This window comes from Pseudomonas sp. R19M (assembly GCF_050312585.1).
GTDB classification, from domain to species: Bacteria; Pseudomonadota; Gammaproteobacteria; order Pseudomonadales; family Pseudomonadaceae; genus Aquipseudomonas; species Aquipseudomonas palleroniana.
In genome coordinates, this window is sequence record NZ_JBNPJV010000082.1 from 39,181 (window position 1) to 58,416 (window position 19,236).

A 19,236-nucleotide genomic window follows, 5' to 3' on the forward strand; every position below is an offset into this window, starting at 1 on the left:
TGGTCAGAGCTTGGCTTGAGCAGCAAAAGCGTCGTGGATTTATACCTACCATAGATGATCACCAGGCAAGTCGATTGATCCGCGTTTAGACCGCCTCATCCTGGCCCTCAGTCATCCGCACTCAACAGTGCAAAGAAAGCTTCAATTTTGTTTTCTGTAGGCATGGGGTAGTCCTTGCCGGGCCATGCCCGGGCGGTGGAGTGGGGGGCGACGATATTTGCCGACGTTATGCATCACCTGTTGGGAGTTTTTCCCAGAGGAGTAATGCATGGCACATCTCACAGAGTGGTTGATGTTACTCAGTGCGTTAATCAGCCTGGCAACCGAAATCCTTCGGTGTCGGAGCGGCAGCAAGCGGAAGGAATGATAAAAAGCGCTAAGAAGCTGGGCCTCCCCTGAACTGGAGGCCCATTCTTTCGTCTATCCGGCAGTCAGATAATCGAGCGTAGCGCCATGATGGTCTCGGGGGGATCCTCGAGCAGGTCCGGGTTGAAGTGTGGCAATTCTCCGATGCCTTCGTAATGCGTGATCAATATCCCTTCGGGGCAGAGACGCTCCGCTGCTCGTAACAAAATTGAGTTGGAAGAGGCCTGACGCAGACTTCCCGAGACAGCAAGCAAACGCACCATTTCAACACCGTTCGTGGTTTAGGAGTCGCTGGAGTTTGGCACGAGAGCTTGGTCGGGTCAGGCGTAAACTTGCCATTCGCGGTAGGCGTCGCAGCCGCTGCCCTCCCGGGAGATGAACGCTGGGCCCTTTATTTGGTTTATTTAATTAACTAGTTTTCGGTTTTAGATGTCGGAAACGGCCTCGTCAATGTTAAGTCAGCCTGATTTTAATGATCTGATGTCGTCTAATATTGCAAGATTTACGAGGTTTGGAGGAGGGGTGTTGGAGTCAAGGCGAGTCAGTCGGTTTGCTCTTCGGTAGAAAACAATTAATTGACATAACTAATTTGAAAAGCTAATTTCGCCTCAACAAAAACGGTAGACGCGCCAAAAAACCGAGGCGCCGCATGCCGGTACCGTTCCGGATCGGCAACTGGCGAATGTTCGCCGCTAGCTTGCCGTTTGCCTGACTGTTGAAGGAGCTGAAATGAACATCGCCGATCTGGTCGCTATCGATGTGCACACCCATGCCGAGTTCTCCTGTCATGAGCCGGATGATGACTATCGCATCGAGTTCGAAGACGCCAAACGCAAATACTTCAAATCCGGTTCACCACCCTCCATCGACGAAACCATTGCTTATTACCGTGAGCGCAAGCTTGGTCTGGTGATGTTCACCGTGGACTGGGAATTCGAGATCGGGCGCAGGCGGGTGCCCAACGAAGAGGTGGCTCGCGCCGCTCAGGACAACGCTGACATGATGATGGCGTTCGCCAGTGTGGACCCCCATAAAGGAAAAATGGGGGTTCGGGAAATGCGCCGTCTGATCGAGGATTTCGGCATCAAAGGGTTCAAGTTTCATCCGACCTGCCAGGGTTTTTTCCCGAACGATCGCATGGCCTATCAACTGTACGAGGTCATTGCGGAATATGGCTTGCCGGCCATTTTCCACAGTGGCCATTCAGGTGTCGGCAGTGGCATGCCGGGGGGAGGAGGGTTGCGCTTGAAGTACTCCAACCCTATGCACCTGGACGATGTCGCAGCGGACTTCCCCGAGATGAAAATCATCCTGGCGCACCCCTCATGGCCTTGGCAGGATGAGGCACTGTCGGTGTGCCTGCACAAACCGAATGTCTACATCGACCTGTCGGGGTGGTCGCCCAAGTACTTCCCACCTCAGTTGGTGCAGTACGCCAATACCCTGCTGAAACATAAGATGTTGTTTGGTTCTGACTATCCGTTGATTACCCCGGATCGCTGGATGAAGGATTTCACCCAGGCCGGTTTTAAAGAGGAAGTCCATGCTTTGATACTGAAAGAGAATGCGATCAAGGTGCTCGGCCTTGGGTGACGGCATTTTTTCAGCAAAGCCATCTTATCCACGAATGCCGCCATCGACAGCGTTTTTGACTTCAATGACTTTAGGCAGCAGGCGGTTCCGGCAGACAAATCCCCATGTCAGGTCCTTTCAAAACGATTGGCAGGGCGCGCCAAACCGAGGTTTTCACGCAGGGTAGAGCCGGTGTATTCGGTGCGGAAAAGGCCACGCCGTTGCAGTTCGGGCACCACCCACCGGGTGAAATCTTCAAGCCCGCCCGGCAGGTGCGGTACCAGGATATTGAAACCATCGGCCGCGTTGTTTTCGAACCAGTGCTGCAGCTCATCGGCGATCTGCCCAGGTGTGCCAATCACGCTGTAATGCCCGCGGCCACCGGCAATGCGCCGGCCCAGTTGCGCCAGGGTCAGGTGCTCGCGACTGGCCAGCTCGCTGAGCAGTTGCTGACGGCTGCGCTGGCCGCTGTCGGTCAAGGGCAGCTCGGGTAGTGGCCCGTCGAGGGGGTAGCCCGACAGGTCAAAATTGCCCAGCATGCGCCCCAGTAATGCCACGCCGACTTGCGGCTCGCCCAGCGCCTGGAATGCCTCGAATTTCGCCTGCGCCTGCGCTTCGGTCTGCCCGACCACGACAAACATGCCCGGCATGATTTTCAGCGAATCCTGCGCGCGCCCGTAGCTTTCCAGGCGCCCTTTGAGGTCGGCGTAAAATGCCTGGGCCTGTTCCAGTGACGTCTGCGCGGTAAACACCACCTCGGCGGTTTGCGCCGCCAACTCACGACCGGTTTCTGATGAGCCCGCCTGCACGATCACGGGCTGGCCCTGTGGCGAGCGCGCCACATTCAGTGGGCCTTTGACGCGAAAGTGCTCGCCGACGTGGTCCAGCACATGCCGCTTCGCCGGGTCGTAGTAGGTGCCGCTGGCCTTATCGCGCACGAAGGCATCGTCTTCCCAACTGTCCCACAGCCCGGTCACTACCTGATGAAATTCCCGGGCACGGCTGTAGCGCTCAGCATGGCCCAGATGTTCGTCGCGGCCGAAATTCTGCGCCTCGGCGGCAGCGTCAGACGTCACCAGGTTCCAGCCCGCCCGCCCATTGGACAAGTGATCCAACGAGGCGAATTTGCGCGCCACATGGTAGGGCTCGTTGTACGTGGTGGTCGCTGTCGCGATCAGGCCGATGTGGTCGGTCACGGCACTCAGCGCCGATAGCAAGGTCAGCGGCTCAAAATGGTCCGAGCGCGCCATATGACTGGCAATCTCGCCCGTGGCCGCTGCAATGCTGTCAGCCACGAACAAGGCATCGAATCTTGCCGCTTCGGCCACGCGTGCCAAATGTTTGTATTGGGCGAAATCCAGCCCGGCATTGGCCGGTACATCCGGGTGACGCCAGGCGGCGACGTGGTGACCGGTGGCCATGAGAAAGGCGCCGAGCTTCAGTTGACGGCTCATGCTCAGAAGTCCTTGCGCAGTTGCACGCCGAAGTAACGTTCATCGTCACGGGGCACGGCGCGGTAGATGTAGTTGCCACCGCTGGCCAGCAGCGGCGAGTAGGACTTGTCGGCAAGGTTCTTGGCGAGGAGGGCCACGCGCCAGCCATGGCTGTAGTCGGCCAGGGCGACGCTGGCATTCCAGATCCCGTAGGCGCCTTGTCGGGTGTCGACGTTCTGGCTGATGTCGTACTGCACTTCGCTCTGCCAGCTGTAGTCGGTACCCAGTTCGATATCCAGGCCGTTGTCCAACGGGATGCTGTAGTCGGCGCGGACGTAGCTTTTCCAGTCCGGGCTGAAGGGTAATGGCTTGCCATTGACGTTGCAGGTTGCCGCTGCGCCGGCCGGGCAGGCGAACTCATCGATGCGCGCACGGGTATACGCCAGGGCGCCGGAGAGTTTGAGCTGTTGGGTGGCCTGCAAGGCGTAATCCAGCTCGACACCTTCAGTGCTGACGCTGCCGGCGTTGATCAAGCGTGTCACGACCTGGCCGGCAACCGTGTCAAAGAAGTTGGCCTGATAGTTGTCGTAGTCGCTGTGAAACACCGCCAGGTTGGTCGTCAGGCGGTTGTTCCAGGCCGTGGCCTTGACCCCGGCTTCCCAGGTGTTGGAGGTTTCTGGCTTGAGCGCGCTGGTGTCACGCGGTTGCATATTGAAAAACACGTTGTACGCCGGGCCTTTGTAGCCACGCGAGTAAGTCAGGTAACTGGTGAGGTTGTCGCTGATGTCGTACTGCACGCCCAGGCGGCCGGACCATCCATCCTCGTTCACCGAGCCCGAACTGGACGTGGCAGGTTGAATCCCGCTGACCGTGGTGGCCGAGGTGGAGACACGACGGTGAGCATATTTCAGCTCGTCGTGGGTGTAGCGCAGTCCGGCGATGCCGCGAAAGCGCGAGGTGAAGTTCAGCGTGGTCTCGCCGAATACCGCACTGCTGTCGCTGGTGGTGCTGTAGTCGGCGACGCCACGGTCGGTGCGCGACGGAGTCGTCAGTGTACGCTGATAGGTTTCTTCATCCTTGCCGTGCATGTAGAACAGGCCACCGACGTATTCAAGAAACTCACCTTTGGGTGAGGCCAGGCGCAGTTCCTGTGAGTATTGATCGAACGCCAGCTCGCCTTTGTCGGCGGTGCCGGGGAACGGGGAAGTCACCGTGCCCAGGCGGTCACCGTCCTGGTACTGAGTGTTATCCCAGCCGCGCCACGCGGTGATCGAGGTCAGGGTGTAGTCGCCAAGGTTCCAGTCCAATTGGGCCGAAAGCCCCTTGTTGGTGTCTTCCACATGGCTGCGGGTGTCGGTGTTGATGTCGCGGTTGTCGCCGGAAGCGCGCACCGGCGCCAGCGCGTTGGCGAACGCCGGGGTCAGGGACCTGCTCACCACGCCGTTTGGCGCGTCGTCGTGGGACTGCATGTAGTCGGCGATCAGGGTCAATTTCACGTCGTCGTTGGGGGTAAATTCCAACTTGCCGCGGATGCCCTTGTGGTTGTAACCGTTTACTTCTTGCCCGTTATGCTTGTTGTCGACATTACCGTCGTAGCTGCCGAACAAGGTGCTGATCGACCCCTTGAGCACATCCGGCACCAGGCTGCCGCCGATGCCGAAACGGGTGCGGCTTTCGTTGCCGCCGTACCAGGACTGGTCGATATAGCCGTGGGGTTCGGCGCTGGGCGCTTTGCTGGTGATGTTCAGCACACCGGCCGACGCGTTTTTACCGAACAGTGTGCCTTGCGGGCCGCGCAGCACTTCGACGCGCTCCAGGTCCAGTAAGTCCAGGGTGGCCTGGCCGGGGCGGGCGTAGACCACGCCGTCGATCACCGTAGCCACCGTCGGCTCGACACCGGGGGAGGTGGAGATGGTGCCCACGCCGCGCACGAATAGCGAGGTGTCCTTGTTCGAGGCGCCGGTGCGGAAGTTCAGCGACGGTACCTGCTGGGCGATACTGGCCACACCGTTGCGGTTGTCACGCTCCAGTTGTTCGCCATCCAGCACGGAGACGGCCACTGGGACTTTCTGCAGCGATTCTTCACGGCGAGTGGCAGTGACGGTCACGGCGTTGAGCGTCGGTTCCTGCTCGTCGGCCGCAAATGCGCCCGGCAAGGGCAGCATGGTGAGGCCGGCGAGAAACAGTAGTTGAGAGTGTCTTGGAAAGTTGTACATGCTTTGCCCGCTCAAAAAATGCCCTGGACCGTTACCGTTCTACGACGGTAACGCCTGTGAAATCGTCTTTGGCATTCGCTCGAGCGAGTAGCAGACATTACGCTTTGTTAGCGCTAACATCGACATTATTGTTGGGCGCGTTTTAGAACGTCAAATATTTAAAAATTAGCCCTATATTCTTTTTGGTTTTTATCAGGATGGCCTTGTGAGCGAAGAGAAACCGCGTAAACGTCGTGGCGCAGGGCGCGTTACCCTCAACACCGTCGCCCGGCAGGCAGGCGTGTCGGCGATCACCGTGTCACGCTATTTCAACCAGCCGGAGCAAGTCTCGGTGGAGCGCCGCGAACGCATTGCCGAGGTGGTGGCCGAGTTGGGTTACGTGCCCAACCTGGTCGCTGGCGGGCTGGCGTCGGCTCGAGGGCGCATCGTGGCGATGGTGATCCCGAATATTTCCGGGCCGATCTTCGCCAATACTCTACAGGGGGTCAGCGACACCCTCGCTCAGCATGGTTATCAGCTCTTGTTGGCATCGAGTTACTTCAGTGCCGAGCAGGAAGAACGGGCGGTGCGCGCATTCCTCGGTTGGTCGCCGGCGGCGCTGGTGCTGACGAGCCGTTTTCACAGTGCCGGCACCGAAAAGATGATCGCTGACGTCGATATTCCAGTGGTGGAAACCTGGGATTACGTGCCCGAGCGCGAACCGTTACAGATCGGCTTCTCCCATTACGAAGTGGGCGTCACCGCTGCGCGTTACCTGCACGGCCAGGGCTACCGCCGCATCGCTTTTGTACAGAACAGCGCCATCGGTGACTTCAGTGCGATGGAGCGAGGTGAAGGTTTTGCCGCGACGCTGATAGAGCTGGGCGTGCAACCCAGAGTCTTTACCCCCGATGCCGGCAGCGCTCCGTTCGAAGCCGGCAAGCAGGCAATGGACGCGCTCATGCGCCACGCCACGCCGCCTGATGCAATCTTCTTTGGCAATGACAACCTGGCCGCCGGCGGATTGCTCGCCGGTCAGCGCGCCGGTGTGAACATCCCCCAGGACTGCGCAGTGCTGGGTTTCGGCGATTATCCGTTCGCCGAAATGCTGTTGCCCAGCCTGAGTACGATCAAGCCGCCCGCATTGGAGATAGGTGTTCTGGCCGCGACCCGCGTGCTGGAAAGTCTCGGCGTACTGCCGGTTGAACATGAGGTGCAACGATTGAGTCGGTTGGAGTGCCACTTGATCGAACGCGAAAGCACACGAGTATCACCAGGACTCAGATCATCCATAAAACATTCTTAATATGAATAAAGATTTTTATAAATAATAAAATTAGAGAATATTAGCTTATACCAAAACAGCATTATATTTTTAAAATCCATTCCGTTATGTTTGGACTCAACAGCCTACCCCTGACCCCGGATGGTACCCAGCGTGATTCAGATTCCGCGCACCATGCCAGGGTGATCAACCCCTGAGCCCGCCGCGAATCGTTGGAAGGGAGCTCAACCCATGTTGCCGATTCAACCCCCTCGCCACACCTAGCCCAAACCGCCGAAACACCTTCTGACACCGCGCCGTCACCACGACGGCGTGTCTGCCTGACTTCGCGATTTGGAAATGCTGGAGTGGATATGAAACAAGTCTTGCAACCCACCGCCGCGCTGGCACTGGCCATGCTGGCCAACGCTGCACAAGCCCAGGACGACAGTACCCTGACCACGGTGGTCGTCACCGGCAACCGTGGCGCCGAGCAGCGTACGGTCACCAGCAGCCCGGTGCCTATCGATGTGGTCAGCGCCAAGCAGTTGCAGAGCACCGGCAAGCCCGGCCTGATGGAAGCCTTGAGTGCGGTCATTCCGTCGCTCACCCTGCCGGAAAAAACCGGCTGGGACGCCAGCGGCATTGCCCGTGCGCCCAATCTGCGTGGCCTGAGCGCCGCCGAGGTGCTGGTGCTGGTCAATGGCAAGCGCCGCCACACCAGCGCCACGCTGAACATCAACGGTATCAACACGGGGGCGGCGCCGGCCGATCTCGACCTGATCCCCATCAGTGCCATCGACCATGTGGAAGTCCTGCGTGACGGCGCCGCCGCCCAGTACGGATCCGATGCCATTGCCGGCGTGATCAACGTGATTCTCAAGGCCGACACCGGCGGCACCTCGGTCACCAATATCGGCCAGGGTTACGACGGCAAGAAGCAGACCGTGCAGCAAAGCCTCAACAAAGGCTTCGAGATCGGTGACGGCGGTATCCTGCAACTGGCGCTGGATGCGCGCAGCCAGAATGACGACAACAAAGCCAGCGCCAACGGCTACACCTATGAGCAGGCGTATGGCCTGGCGGGCAAGGCTACTTATGGCGGCTACGGCACGCCCAAGACCAATCTGCTGACCCTGGGCTACAACGCCGAGCTGCCGATTGATGACAGCCTCAGCCTGTACTCCTTCACCACCTATTCGCGGCGCAAGGCCGAGCAGGGCCAGAACTTTCGCCTGCCGACCATCACCAACACCATCACCACCGGGCCCAATGGTTACCCGGCCGGTTACACGCCTACCTGGTATATCGACGAAGACGATTTCCAGGCGGCCGTCGGCGGCAAAGGCAGCGTCGGTGAGTGGAACTGGGACTTGTCCACCACCTACGGGCGCAACGAAGCGGAGCAGGGCACCACCCATAACCAGAACCCATCCCTGGGTGAAGCCACGCCGAACAGTTTTACCTCCGGCACCTGGGTTTCCACCGAGCTGACTACCAACCTGGACTTCAAGCGCGGCTTCGATATCGGCCTGCAAAAGCCGCTCGATCTGTCCTACGGCTTCGAGCATCGACGCGACACGTATGAGGTGCAGGCCGGTGACTACGCCTCCTATGCCAACGGCGGCTACTGCGTGGCGCCGGGTAATTGCGCCTCGTCCGGGGCCCAGGTCACCAACGGCATTTCGCCGGCTGAAGAAAGCAGCGCCTCGCGCAACAGCCTGGCCAGTTACGTCGATGTGGGTTTCAACCCGCTGCCGGACTGGTACGTCGGCACGGCCTTTCGTTATGAGCATTACAACGAAGGCGTGGGCGCCACCCGCAGCGGCAAGTTGACCACCCGCTACGATTTCACGCCGCAACTGGCCGTGCGGGCCACGGTCAGCAATGGTTTTCGTGCGCCGTCCCTGGCTAACAGCCTGTTCAGTGCGCGTTCCACCACATACGGCGTGGTTGATGGTGTGTATCAATCGATCAACTACGGCGTATTGCCGGTGGGCTCGGCGGCGGCCAAAGCCCTCGGCGCGCAGGATCTAAAGCCCGAGCGCTCGACCAACTTCAGTCTCGGTCTCACCTTCACGCCCTCCGACCGCTTGAACTTCACCGCCGATGCCTACGTGATCAACTTGCGCGACCGCATCACCCTCACCGGTACCTTGCTCGGCCCCGAAGTCACCCAGGTGTTGCAGAACAACGGCATCAATTCCACGTCCGGCGGCCAGTACTTCATCAACGGTGCCGACACCCGCACCAAGGGGCTCGACCTGGTGGGCAACTACAACCAGGACCTCGGCCAATTCGGCGCGTTGAAATGGACGGCGGCGTTCAACTGGAACCAGACCCGGATCCTCAATTACCAGGCATCCACCACCATTCTGGGCACCGCCTACGATTTGATGGACCGTCAGGCCCGCAACCTGATCACCGGTGTGCAACCCAACACCAAGCTGATCCTGGGCGGCGACTGGAGCATCGACCGTTTCAACCTCAACCTGGCGTTGACCCGCTACGGGTCGTACAAGGAGGTCAACTCCTCGGCCAATCGTGACCTCGACCGAGTCTACAACGCCCGCTGGATCACCGACCTCGACCTTGGCTACAACCTCACCAAAGCCCTGAACATCGCCGTCGGTGCCAAGAACCTGTTCGACCTTTACCCCAAGAAACAAGGCGTGCCGAGCAGCACCATGCTCGCCAGCTACGGCACCTATTCGCCCTACGGTTTTACCGGCGGGTACTACTACACCCGTTTGACCTACGCCTTCTAACGCCTGCACGAGCGAGGAACAGAACATGCCGATCGTCGCCAAATCCTATGACCTGATTGATCAGGCCGGCCCGGTTCGCCAGGCCCGCGTCACCCCGCCGATCAAGGCCCTGCAGGTGGTGCCCGCCCGGCATCCCTGGCGCTGGGCCGGGTCGATATTCGCCGCATTGGTGCTACTCGCCATTGTGCATTCCCTGGCCACCAACCCGCGTTGGGAGTGGGGTGTGTTCGGCCAGTGGTTCTTCTCGCCGTCGGTGCTGCGCGGCTTGGGCCAGACCTTGCTGCTGACGCTGCTCAGTACTGTGTTCAGCGTCATCCTCGGCACCGCGCTGGCGTTGGCGCGGCTGTCGGGGTCGCCGCTGCTGGCGGCGTTGGCCTGGGGCTACATCTGGTTCTTCCGCTCGATACCGGCACTGCTGGTGTTGATCATCCTCTACAACTTCGCCTATCTGTATGACCACATCGTGCTCGCTGTGCCGTTCACCGAGGTGGTGTTCGCCGAGTGGTCGACGGTGGATGTGCTCAGCCAATTCACCGTAGCGGTACTGGGCTTGAGCCTGATGCAGGCGGCCTATGCGGCGGAGATCATTCGTGGCGGACTGATCGGTGTCGACGCCGGCCAGCATGAGGCGGCGGCAGCCCTGGGCCTGCCCGCCTCGCGGCGCATCTTTCGCATCATCCTGCCCCAGGCGCTGCGCTCGATCCTGCCGTCGGGTTTCAACGAAATCATCGGCCTGGTCAAGGGCACTTCCATCGTTTACGTGCTGGCCTTGCCCGAGCTGTTCTACACCGTGCAGGTCATCTACAACCGCACCCAGGCGGTCATCCCGCTGCTGATCGTGGCGACCGTGTGGTACCTGATCATCACCACCGTGCTCACCAGCGCCCAGTACTACGTCGAGCGCCACTTTGCCCGTGGCACCGCGCGCGTATTGCCGCCCACGCCGCTGCAACGCGTGCGCGGCTGGTTCAAGGAGAAAACCCATGGCTGAAGCACGCGCCGGGCGCATTCAGATCCAGGGCGTGGGCAAGCGTTTTGGCCACCAGCAGGTCTTGCGGGATATCGACCTGACCATCGACCCGGGCAAAGTCACGGTGATCCTCGGGCCCTCCGGCTCGGGCAAATCCACGTTGCTGCGCACCATCAACCATCTGGAGAAGATCGACAGCGGGCATATCACCATCGATGGTGAATACGTCGGCTATCGACGCCAGGGCGACCTGCTGTTTGAGCTCAAGGAACGCGAGATTCTCAAGCGTCGTCTCGACGTCGGTTTCGTGTTCCAGAACTTCAACCTGTTCCCGCACCTCACCGCCTGGGAAAACATCGCCGAAGCGCCTCTGGCCCACAAGCGCTGGAGCAAGACCGAGGCGCCGGCCAAGGCGGCCGCGATGCTGGCCAAGGTCGGCCTGGCGGACAAGGCCGATGCCTACCCACGCCAGCTCTCCGGCGGCCAGCAACAGCGGGTCGCCATTGCGCGAGCCTTGGCGCTGGACCCCAAGGTGCTGCTGTTCGATGAGCCGACTTCGGCACTCGACCCGGAACTGGTGGGCGAAGTGCTCGACGTGATCAAGGGCCTGACCCAACTGGGCGTGACCCTGGTGATCGTCACCCACGAGATCGGTTTTGCCCGCGAAGTGGCCGACCACGTGGTGTTTCTCTGCGACGGTCAACTGATCGAAGAAGGCCCGCCCGAACAGATCTTCCGCCAACCCCGACATCCCCGCACCGTGGCCTTTCTCGGCAAAGTGCTTTAGCTCAAGGAGTGACTGCCCATGCTCATCCACACCGCCCGCCTGGCCTTGCTCACGCTCGCCGTCGGCACCGCGCATAGCGTGTACGCCGTGCAACAGGTCGACCTCAGCCCCGACCGCGTGCGCATTCATGCGCCGCGTAATGAAACCGCCATCGCGCAGATCCCGCCGGGCTTCAAGTTCGCCCAGCCGGGCAAGTTCACGGTGGCCGTGTCCGGCGTGGCCGGGCCACCCCTGGCGCTGCTGGCCAATGACGACAAGACCACCATCGGCAGCGAAGCCGACACCGCGCAGTTGGTCGCTGACAGCTTGGGCCTGCAGCTCAACGTGGTGCAGACCAGTTGGGAAGACTGGCCCCTGGGCGTCAGCTCGGGCAAATACGACGCGGTGATCAGCAACGTCACCGTGACCGAGGCGCGCAAGAAGCGTTTTGACTTCGCTACATATCGCCAGGATGTGCTCGGTTTTTATGTGAAGAGCACCAGCCAGATCAGCCAGATCAAGCAGGCCTCGGACATTGCCGGGCTGAAGATCATTGTCGGCTCCGGTACCAACCAGGAAAAAGTCCTGCTGGCCTGGAACGAAGCCAATGAAAAGGCCGGCATCAAGCCTGCGTTGTTGCAGTACTTCGACGACCAGGCCGCCGCCCAGTTGGCGGTGCAGTCGGGGCGCAGCGATGCGTTGTTCGGGCCCAATTCGGTGTATGCCTATTCGGCGGCGATCACCGGCGGCATCAAGCGTGTCGGCACCGTGAATGGCGGCTGGCCGCTGCAGGCGGATATCGCCGTGACCACCCGCAAGGACAACGGTCTGGTCAAGCCGATCCACACTGCGTTGGAGGGCGCCATTGCCGGTGGTCAATACGAACAGGTGCTGCAACGTTGGGGCCTGGATGTGGAGCGTGTCGACCAGTCGCGGATCAACCCACCGGGCCTGCCGGACTAGGAGCAACGACATGGGACTGACACGACGTGAAGCACTCTCGACGATTGCTGCAATAGGCGGCGAGCACGCCGTCAAGGATGCCCTGGCGGTATTGGGCCTGGGGCCTTCGTCGCACCGCCGGCCGCAACCCCTGAAACTCAACGCAGGCTTGGGGCAGGGCACCCGCGTGCTGGTGCTCGGCGCCGGCATCGCCGGGCTGGTCAGCGCCCTGGAACTGAGCCGCGCCGGGTTCAGCGTGCAAGTGCTGGAGGCTCGCGAGCGAGTCGGCGGGCGCACGTGGACAATCCGTAATGGCGACCGCGTGGACTACCTGGACGGCCGTACGCAAACCGCCGCCTTTGACCAAGGCCACTACTTCAATGCGGGGCCGGCGCGGATTCCCAGCCAGCATCGCACGATACTCGACTATTGCAGCGAGCTGGGGGTGGCGCTGGAAGTGCTGGTCAACAGCAGCCATGGCGCCCTGGTGCGACCGGACCTGCAACAGCCGGCGTTCACGGTGGGCCAGGCGATCAACGACACGCGTGGACACCTGTCCGGTTTGCTGGCCAAGGCGGTGCAACGCGATGCCCTCGATGATGTCTTGAGCGGCGAAGAACGCACCCGGTTGCTGGCGTTCTTGCAGGTGTATGGCGACTTGTCCCAAGAGCTGGCGTTCGAAGGCACGCTTCGTTCAGGCCACCTGGACTCACCGGCCCATCCCGGCGCCTTGCCCGCCAGCCGCCGCCCGCTGGCGCTGGATCGGCTGCTGCACCCCGAACTCTGGGGCGCGTTGTTGCACACCGAATTTCCGGAATTCTCGGCCACCATGTTCCAGCCCGTGGGCGGCATGGACCGCATCACCGAGGCGTTCTACGAGCGCGTGCGTGGGCAGGTGCAGCTGGGCGCCCAGGTGCGGCAGATCCGCCAGCTTGAAGACGGTGTGGCGGTGACCTACCACGACTCGCGCAGCGGGCGCGAACAGGTGGTGCGGGCTGATTATCTGGTCTCGACCTTGCCGTTGCCGCTCCTGGCCAGGCTCGACACCGACTTCAGCGACCCGATCAAGGCCGCCTTGCATAGCACGCGCAGCGATCAGGCGACCAAGGTGGCGTGGCAATCCCCGCGCTTCTGGGAGACCGACTACCGCACCTACGGCGGCCTCTCTTGGATCGAACACCCGGCACGCCTGCTGTGGTATCCGAGCAACGACCTCAACACCCGTGAAGGTGTGTTGGTGGCCGGTTACGTGACCGGGGAGGGCGCCGACGTGTTTGGCGCACAGGCGTTGGCCCAGCAGTACGCCACCTCCAGGGACGCCGTGGAGTGGCTGCATCCGGGTTACTCCAGGCACCTGCGCCACCCGCTGGCGGTGTCGTGGGAGCAGATCCCCTACAGCGAAGGCCCCTGGCTGCAACGCGAACACTTTCCGGCCGACGCCAGCGCCTTGCTGGAGCAACCCCACGGCCGTGTGTATTTCGCCGGTGACGGCCTGGTGCAGAGCGGCGTGGGTATCTGGCAGGAATCGGCGGCCAACTCGGCGCGGCATGTGGTCGGGCAACTGGCTGAACGGGTGACTCATCAACGACAGATGGCGGCAGTGGCCGCTTCATAAGGAGCAACACCATGAGCGACAGCATTCAACGCACCGGTATCGGTGATTTCCCGATCTCGCAGACCGTCACCGTGCCCGCATCGGCGAGCCTGGTGTTTGTCAGCGGTACCTTGCCGGACCTGGTCGATCCTAACGTCCCGGCCGCCTACGGCACCACCGAAATACAGACGGTCTCGGTGTTCAACAAAATCCGCAGGATCTTGCGCCAGCAAGACCTCGACCTGGGCGATATCGTGCAACTGCGCGTGTTTCTGGTGGGCGCCGAGGAAACCGCCGGCCAGCTGGATTTCGCCGGGCTGCAGCGCGGCTATACGCAGTTCTTCGGCACGCCGCAGCAGCCCAACAAACCGACGCGCACCGCGTTGCAAGTGGTGGCCTTGCCGTTGCCCGGTGCGCTGGTGGAAGTGGAAGCGATTGCCGCCCGGACGGCATGATTCCATTCGCTGTTCACGGTTCTGTGCAGGACCGTGACGCATCAGACCTTGTCTGTTGCGCCCTGGTTTTTGTTGAACCCGCCATGCTTGCGATACCAGGCCACGGTGTCGGAAAGGGTCTGCTCCAGCCCTCGAAAACTCAGGCCCAGCTCTTGTTCACTCTTGCGAGGGTTGAAGCCGGTGCGGTGCTCCTCTCTTACCAATAGGCGCACCGTCGCCATGCTCAGCAAAACCGGCTTGCCGGTCAGGCGCGCATACACTTCCTGCACCGCCGCCAACAGGTAGAGCACGGGCAGTGGCAGTTGCCGGGCAGGGGTTTTGACCTCGGCGATCCGGCCGAGGGCAGGCACCAACTGGCGCATGGTCAGGTTCCGACCGGCCGCGAGGTAGCGCTCGCCCCGTCGTCCGTTTTGCGCCGCGGCAATCAGAGCCCAGGCCACATCACGGGCATCGACCACGGAGAAGGTGCCGGGGATCAGCCCGGGCAACTTGCCGTTGACGACATCCTTGACCAATTGTCCGGAGGAGGTCGGGCCGATATCACCCGGGCCCCACATCCAGCCCGGCAGCACCATGCAGGCGAACATCTGGGGATGCGTTTCAAGAAAGGTCAACACCACACGGTCGGCGAGGATCTTGCTGCGGTAGTAGTCATCCGCATCGGCTTCGGCACGCAGGCATGTCTCATCGATAGCGGAGCCTGGGGCGCCGTCGAGCACGGCAATCGACGAGGTATGCACAAACCGGCGGACCCCCGCGCGGTAGGCCTGGTCAAGCAGGTCTCGCGTACCGGCGACATTGATTTTTTCGAGCGCTTCCCAGTGGCTGCCGCCCTTGTAGTTGTCGCGAAAGAACGCTGCCGTATGAAACACCGTATCGCAGCCGCGCAACGAGGGGGCGAACGCGTCGATGTCGGCCATGTCGCCAACCACTAGTTGCACGGTGGGGAGGTCATTGAACTGCTGTTCACCTTTGGCTTTTGAGCGGACAAGCGCTTTGACGGCGTAGCCCCGTGCGACTAGTTCCCGTACCAGGTTGTTTCCCAGCAAGCCGGTTGATCCCGTAACGAATACGTTGCGCATCACCGCGTGTTCTGCGTCATGGTCGAGGCCCTTGGTCATACATTTCATTCCAGTCGTTTCGAAGGGCGGTAGATATACCGCTGAGGCCACGCCTGAAAAACAGCGACTGCTGCATAATGGCTTTGCATATTTGCAGACCATGGAGGATCAGGGGTATGGCGGTGCAGGCAAATTGGGACGATCTTCGTTTGTTGTTGGCCGTCTCGCGGCGTGGCAGTTTTCTGCAGGCGGGCCAGTTGCTGGGTATCGCGGCGTCCACCGTGTCCCGTCGCCTGACCCAGCTGGAAGCGGCCCTCGGTGAGCCGCTGGTGGAGCGAGGTGTTGAAGGGTGTTGGTTGACTTCGCGTGGCCAATCCCTGGTGGAGGTCGCCCTGGCTGCGGAGGAGGGCTTGCGGCGTCAAACGGCGGTGGACCTGTCCGGGGAGCACACAACACTACAGGGCAGTGTCCTGGTCAGTGCCGGTGAAGGGTTTTCTGCCGGTGTGCTGGAGGCCGCACGGCGTTTTACGGCCCTGCATCCGCGCTGCTCCGTGGAGTTACAGGTCACCGCCGAGTTTCACAAGATCGTCCGTGGCGTGGCGGATATCGCGATCCGCACCGTGCACCTGGGCGAGCCATCGCTGATCTATCGGCCCATCGGCAAGCTTGCCTACGGCGTCTTCGCGGATGCCGGCTATCTGAAGCGATCGCCACCGGTGACCCTGGAGACGGCGGTCAATATCGCCTTGCTGCCTCCGCTGGATATGTTGCCGCAAATGCGTGCCGCAAAGGCGGCGGGCCTGGACCGTGCGCAAATCAGCGTGAACTCGTTTGCCGTACAGCTGGAGTCGGTGCGCCAGGGGATGGGCGTGGCTGTCCTGCCGCGTATCCTGGCCAAAGACCTGAGCGAGCTGTTCCCCGAGCTAGAACTTCCCGATATGGAGGTCTATCTGGTCACCCGGCCCCAGGCGTTGAAGCAGGCGCAGATCCGATGTTTCTTCGGCATCCTGGAGCAGGTATTGCTCGAGCTTTTTCATGATTTGCCGCAGCAAAGCGGCCCACCAGGGCCGCTAACATCGACCTACCAGAGCGCGATGTCATAGGTGAGGTAGAGGCGGTTGCTGTCGCGGCCCCGGGAGAATTCAGAGCGATAGACGTAGTTGCGCAGGCGCACCCCCAATCCCTTGAACGTGCCGGCTTGCACCACGTAGGCCAGTTCGGTATCACGCTCCCACTCCTTGACCGTCGTCGCGGACTTGCCGTCGTCGCCGCTCAGGTAGCGTGTCGAAAAGGTCAGGCCGGGCACCCCGGCGGCCGCGAAGTTGTAGCCGTAGCTGAGCATCCAGGTCTTTTCGTCTTCCTCGATGAATTTGCCGATACCGGCGTTGCTGAACGAGTACACGGTTGCGCCGCTGATGTAGGGCAACCCGGCATCCCCGCGCAAGGTCTGATAGCCGCCGCCGAGTGTATGGCCGGCGATGGCGTAGGATAACTGGCCGCTGAGCATGTCATTGTCGATTTTGCCGGCGTAGGCAGAGCCGCTATCAACGCTATTGAAGTAGCGCAGGTCGCTGGTCAGCACGCCACCGGCCAATGGCAGGTCGTACTGGATGCCCGCGAAGTTCTGCCGGTAGAAGTTCTCGAGTTCCCCGTAGAAATAGCTCAAGCGAATGTTTTTACCCCATTTGTACTCGGCCCCGGCGTAGTTGAAATCCCCTGACTTTGCCCCGCTGTAGCCATCCGGCACGATCGGCACGCTGTTGGTGGAGTCGCGTAGTTTGAAGCGGTCCAGGTGCCCGCCGGTGACGCTCAGGTTCTCGATGTCGTTACTGCTCACTTGAGTACCCTGGTAGGTCTGGGGCAGCAAGCGTGCATCGTTGTAAATCAGCACCGGGGTTTTGGGGAGCAAAGTGCCGTACTTGACGGTGGTTTTGGCGAACCGGGCTTTTGCGGTCGCGCCGGCGCTGGCAAATTCGCCGGCCGCCCGCCCGTCATCGTGCACCGGCATCAGCCCGGTGCCGCTGCGGCCGCGGCCTGAATCGAGCTTTATACCGTACAGCCCCAGGGCATCCACGCCGAAGCCGAGGGTGCCGGCGGTAAACCCGGACTGATAATCCAGCAGGAAGCCCTGGGCCCATTCCGTGCGTTCGCTTTTTGCGGTTCTTGCGGCGCGTGCGCTCATGCCGTGCTCGTCACGAAAGTTCTCGTTGAAATACACATTGCGCAGCTGCAACTTGAGCTTGCTTTCATCAATAAAGCCTTCGGCGTTGGCACCGGTGAAGGGCACCAGGCCCAACGCGCAAAACAGAGCCCGACGGGTATACACAGGGTTCATGGCAACTCTCTCATTGTTGTTATTGGGGTGCAGGGCAGCACGCGCCCCTTGAGCGAGGCGCGTTGGACGGCAGCAGTAGCGGTGGGGTCTCAGATGAACAGGCTGATGGCGCCGGTCAGCAGGGCCAGCGCGGTGACGACCAGGGAGGTCAGCACAGCCCACTTGACGGTGGCTTTCTGGAAGTCACCGATATCGCGATCCACCATGCCCACCAGCAGCAGGGTCGAGGCCACCAATGGGCTCATCAGGTGCACGGGTTGCCCCAGGATCGAGGCGCGTGCGATTTCGACCGGGTCGATGCCATAAGCCGCGGCGGCATTGGCCAGGATCGGCACCACGCCAAAATAGTAGGCGTCATTGGACAGTACGAAGGTCAGCGGCATGCTGGTGATTGCCACCACCAGTGGGAACAGGTGGCCCCAGGACGGCGGGATCCAGTCGACCAGTGTCTGGGCCAGGGCGTCGACCATCTTGGTGCCGGAAAAGATCCCGGCAAAAATCCCTGCGGCGAATACCAGCAGCACCACCGTCATGGCGTTGCCTGAGTGCGCCAGGATGCGTTCTTTCTGAATGTCCAATTGCGGGTAGTTGATCATCAGTGCGAGCACAAAGCCGATCAGAAACAGGATCGCAGAGTGCATCAGCCCCATCACCAGGGCCGCCATCACCGCAATCACCAAGGCCAGGTTGACGTACGCCAGCTTCGGGCGCTTGTGCGGCGTGTCCTCAAGAATCGCGTTGATATAGCAGTTGCCGCCGCCGCTTTGCAGTTGCACGTTACCGATGCGCTTGCGCTCGGCTCGCCCGAGTAGAAAGGCCGTGAACACCACCCACAGGGCGCCGCCGATCATGGTCGGCAGCAGCGGCACGAAGTATTCTCCGGCATCCAGGCCCAGCGCGGCGATCGCCCGTGTTGCGGGGCCGCCCCAGGGCGTCATGCCGCTCATGATGCTCAGCGACAGCATGGAGATGGTTGCCAGGATCATCGGGTTCATGCCGATGCGTTTGTACAGCGGCAGCATGGCCGCGCAGGTAATCATGTAGGTCGTGGTGCCGTCGCCGTCGAGTGCCACCAGCAACGACAGCAGGGCGGTGCCCACCGCGATCTTCATCGGGTCTCCATTGACCCGCTTGAGGATCTTGCGGATCAGCGGGTCAAACAGGCCCGCATCGATCATCAGGCCGAAAAACAGGATCGCAAACAGCAGCAAGGCGGCAGACGGTGCGACCATTTTCAGGCCATCGAGCATCATCTTGCCGGTGGTGCCGCCAAAACCGCCGATCACCGCGAAGACGATGGGTACCACGGTGAGCGCGACGATCGGCGACAAGCGCTTTGTCATGATGAGGACGGTGAATACGACCACCATGGCCAAGCCAAGGAAAGCAAGCATAGGACGATTCTCTTGTTGTTATCGTAATAATGGCTGACGCCGAGGCGCACGAGCCCTGGCCCGCCGGGCGGGCAAAGGCGCCTGGCGGGGGAGGGAGTCAAGTCAGGAGGGGCGTTGCCCG

At 61.2% G+C, this 19,236-nt stretch carries 15 protein-coding genes; 9 read left to right on the top strand and 6 right to left on the bottom strand.

All coding sequences use genetic code 11. The features are described 5' to 3' along the window. Nucleotides 1–431: 431 nt before the first annotated feature. Nucleotides 432–629 (bottom strand): NADPH-dependent FMN reductase, encoded by a 198-nt coding sequence (locus ACQRBT_RS18405; RefSeq protein WP_412046324.1) that lies wholly within the window; start codon nucleotides 627–629, stop codon nucleotides 432–434. 466 nt (nucleotides 630–1,095) lie between these two features. On the opposite strand from ACQRBT_RS18405, the gene ACQRBT_RS18410 reads away from it, so the two are divergent. Then, nucleotides 1,096–1,959, top strand: a complete 864-nt coding sequence (locus tag ACQRBT_RS18410) for an amidohydrolase family protein (RefSeq protein WP_412046323.1) — start codon at nucleotides 1,096–1,098, stop codon at nucleotides 1,957–1,959. A gap of 107 nt (nucleotides 1,960–2,066) precedes the next feature. Here ACQRBT_RS18410 and ACQRBT_RS18415 read toward each other — a convergent pair whose 3' ends face one another. Together ACQRBT_RS18415 and ACQRBT_RS18420 are read right to left on the bottom strand one after the other, a co-directional pair. Then, entirely contained in the window at nucleotides 2,067–3,392 is a 1,326-nt protein-coding gene (locus ACQRBT_RS18415) for an LLM class flavin-dependent oxidoreductase (RefSeq protein WP_412046322.1), read from the bottom strand. 2 nt (nucleotides 3,393–3,394) lie between these two features. Next, nucleotides 3,395–5,587, bottom strand: coding sequence for a TonB-dependent receptor (locus tag ACQRBT_RS18420; protein WP_412046321.1), 2,193 nt, complete (start codon nucleotides 5,585–5,587; stop codon nucleotides 3,395–3,397). Nucleotides 5,588–5,792: 205 nt separating this feature from the next. On the opposite strand from ACQRBT_RS18420, the gene ACQRBT_RS18425 reads away from it, so the two are divergent. The 7 genes from ACQRBT_RS18425 (at nucleotide 5,793) to ACQRBT_RS18455 (ending at nucleotide 14,325) form a co-directional block, all read left to right on the top strand. Then, nucleotides 5,793–6,872, top strand: coding sequence for a LacI family DNA-binding transcriptional regulator (locus ACQRBT_RS18425; protein WP_412046320.1), 1,080 nt, complete (start codon nucleotides 5,793–5,795; stop codon nucleotides 6,870–6,872). A gap of 332 nt (nucleotides 6,873–7,204) precedes the next feature. Further along, nucleotides 7,205–9,598 (top strand): TonB-dependent receptor plug domain-containing protein, encoded by a 2,394-nt coding sequence (locus tag ACQRBT_RS18430; RefSeq protein WP_412046319.1) that lies wholly within the window; start codon nucleotides 7,205–7,207, stop codon nucleotides 9,596–9,598. A gap of 25 nt (nucleotides 9,599–9,623) precedes the next feature. Further along, nucleotides 9,624–10,589, top strand: coding sequence for an amino acid ABC transporter permease (locus tag ACQRBT_RS18435; RefSeq protein WP_244385449.1), 966 nt, complete (start codon nucleotides 9,624–9,626; stop codon nucleotides 10,587–10,589). Next, nucleotides 10,582–11,355 (top strand): amino acid ABC transporter ATP-binding protein, encoded by a 774-nt coding sequence (locus tag ACQRBT_RS18440; RefSeq protein WP_060756885.1) that lies wholly within the window; start codon nucleotides 10,582–10,584, stop codon nucleotides 11,353–11,355. The genes ACQRBT_RS18435 and ACQRBT_RS18440 overlap by 8 nt, the downstream gene beginning before the upstream one ends. 18 nt (nucleotides 11,356–11,373) lie before the next feature. Continuing rightward, the gene (locus ACQRBT_RS18445) at nucleotides 11,374–12,297 is read left to right on the top strand and encodes an ABC transporter substrate-binding protein (RefSeq protein WP_104994280.1); all 924 of its coding nucleotides are present in this window, start codon (nucleotides 11,374–11,376) and stop codon (nucleotides 12,295–12,297) included. A 10-nt stretch (nucleotides 12,298–12,307) separates the two neighbouring features. Beyond that, nucleotides 12,308–13,891, top strand: a complete 1,584-nt coding sequence (locus ACQRBT_RS18450) for a flavin monoamine oxidase family protein (RefSeq protein WP_412046318.1) — start codon at nucleotides 12,308–12,310, stop codon at nucleotides 13,889–13,891. 11 nt (nucleotides 13,892–13,902) lie between these two features. Then, entirely contained in the window at nucleotides 13,903–14,325 is a 423-nt protein-coding gene (locus ACQRBT_RS18455; protein WP_412046317.1) for a RidA family protein, read from the top strand. 41 nt (nucleotides 14,326–14,366) lie between these two features. Here ACQRBT_RS18455 and ACQRBT_RS18460 read toward each other — a convergent pair whose 3' ends face one another. Further along, nucleotides 14,367–15,407, bottom strand: coding sequence for an SDR family oxidoreductase (locus ACQRBT_RS18460; protein WP_412046515.1), 1,041 nt, complete (start codon nucleotides 15,405–15,407; stop codon nucleotides 14,367–14,369). Nucleotides 15,408–15,562: 155 nt separating this feature from the next. Between ACQRBT_RS18460 and ACQRBT_RS18465 the strand changes: the two genes are divergently transcribed. Continuing rightward, nucleotides 15,563–16,489 (top strand): LysR family transcriptional regulator, encoded by a 927-nt coding sequence (locus tag ACQRBT_RS18465; protein WP_412046316.1) that lies wholly within the window; start codon nucleotides 15,563–15,565, stop codon nucleotides 16,487–16,489. Here ACQRBT_RS18465 and ACQRBT_RS18470 read toward each other — a convergent pair. After that, the gene (locus ACQRBT_RS18470; protein WP_412046315.1) at nucleotides 16,468–17,721 is read right to left on the bottom strand and encodes an OprD family porin; all 1,254 of its coding nucleotides are present in this window, start codon (nucleotides 17,719–17,721) and stop codon (nucleotides 16,468–16,470) included. The genes ACQRBT_RS18465 and ACQRBT_RS18470 overlap by 22 nt on opposite strands. A gap of 89 nt (nucleotides 17,722–17,810) precedes the next feature. Then, a complete protein-coding gene (locus ACQRBT_RS18475; RefSeq protein WP_060756880.1) occupies nucleotides 17,811–19,115 on the bottom strand; it encodes a CitMHS family transporter in 1,305 nt (434 codons plus the stop codon). Between the last annotated feature and the right edge of the window lie 121 nt (nucleotides 19,116–19,236).

Excerpts from the sequence above, each read along its gene's own strand:
- ACQRBT_RS18405 (WP_412046324.1), bottom strand. The coding sequence starts at position 629 with ATGGTGCGTTTGCTTGCTGTCTCGGGAAGTCTGCGTCAGGCCTCTTCC.
- ACQRBT_RS18410 (WP_412046323.1), top strand. The coding sequence starts at position 1,096 with ATGAACATCGCCGATCTGGTCGCTATCGATGTGCACACCCATGCCGAG.
- ACQRBT_RS18415 (WP_412046322.1), bottom strand. The coding sequence starts at position 3,392 with ATGAGCCGTCAACTGAAGCTCGGCGCCTTTCTCATGGCCACCGGTCAC.
- ACQRBT_RS18420 (WP_412046321.1), bottom strand. The coding sequence starts at position 5,587 with ATGTACAACTTTCCAAGACACTCTCAACTACTGTTTCTCGCCGGCCTC.
- ACQRBT_RS18430 (WP_412046319.1), top strand. The coding sequence starts at position 7,205 with ATGAAACAAGTCTTGCAACCCACCGCCGCGCTGGCACTGGCCATGCTG.
- ACQRBT_RS18435 (WP_244385449.1), top strand. The coding sequence starts at position 9,624 with ATGCCGATCGTCGCCAAATCCTATGACCTGATTGATCAGGCCGGCCCG.
- ACQRBT_RS18440 (WP_060756885.1), top strand. The coding sequence starts at position 10,582 with ATGGCTGAAGCACGCGCCGGGCGCATTCAGATCCAGGGCGTGGGCAAG.
- ACQRBT_RS18445 (WP_104994280.1), top strand. The coding sequence starts at position 11,374 with ATGCTCATCCACACCGCCCGCCTGGCCTTGCTCACGCTCGCCGTCGGC.
- ACQRBT_RS18450 (WP_412046318.1), top strand. The coding sequence starts at position 12,308 with ATGGGACTGACACGACGTGAAGCACTCTCGACGATTGCTGCAATAGGC.
- ACQRBT_RS18455 (WP_412046317.1), top strand. The coding sequence starts at position 13,903 with ATGAGCGACAGCATTCAACGCACCGGTATCGGTGATTTCCCGATCTCG.
- ACQRBT_RS18460 (WP_412046515.1), bottom strand. The coding sequence starts at position 15,407 with ATGCGCAACGTATTCGTTACGGGATCAACCGGCTTGCTGGGAAACAAC.
- ACQRBT_RS18465 (WP_412046316.1), top strand. The coding sequence starts at position 15,563 with ATGGCGGTGCAGGCAAATTGGGACGATCTTCGTTTGTTGTTGGCCGTC.
- ACQRBT_RS18470 (WP_412046315.1), bottom strand. The coding sequence starts at position 17,721 with ATGAACCCTGTGTATACCCGTCGGGCTCTGTTTTGCGCGTTGGGCCTG.
- ACQRBT_RS18475 (WP_060756880.1), bottom strand. The coding sequence starts at position 19,115 with ATGCTTGCTTTCCTTGGCTTGGCCATGGTGGTCGTATTCACCGTCCTC.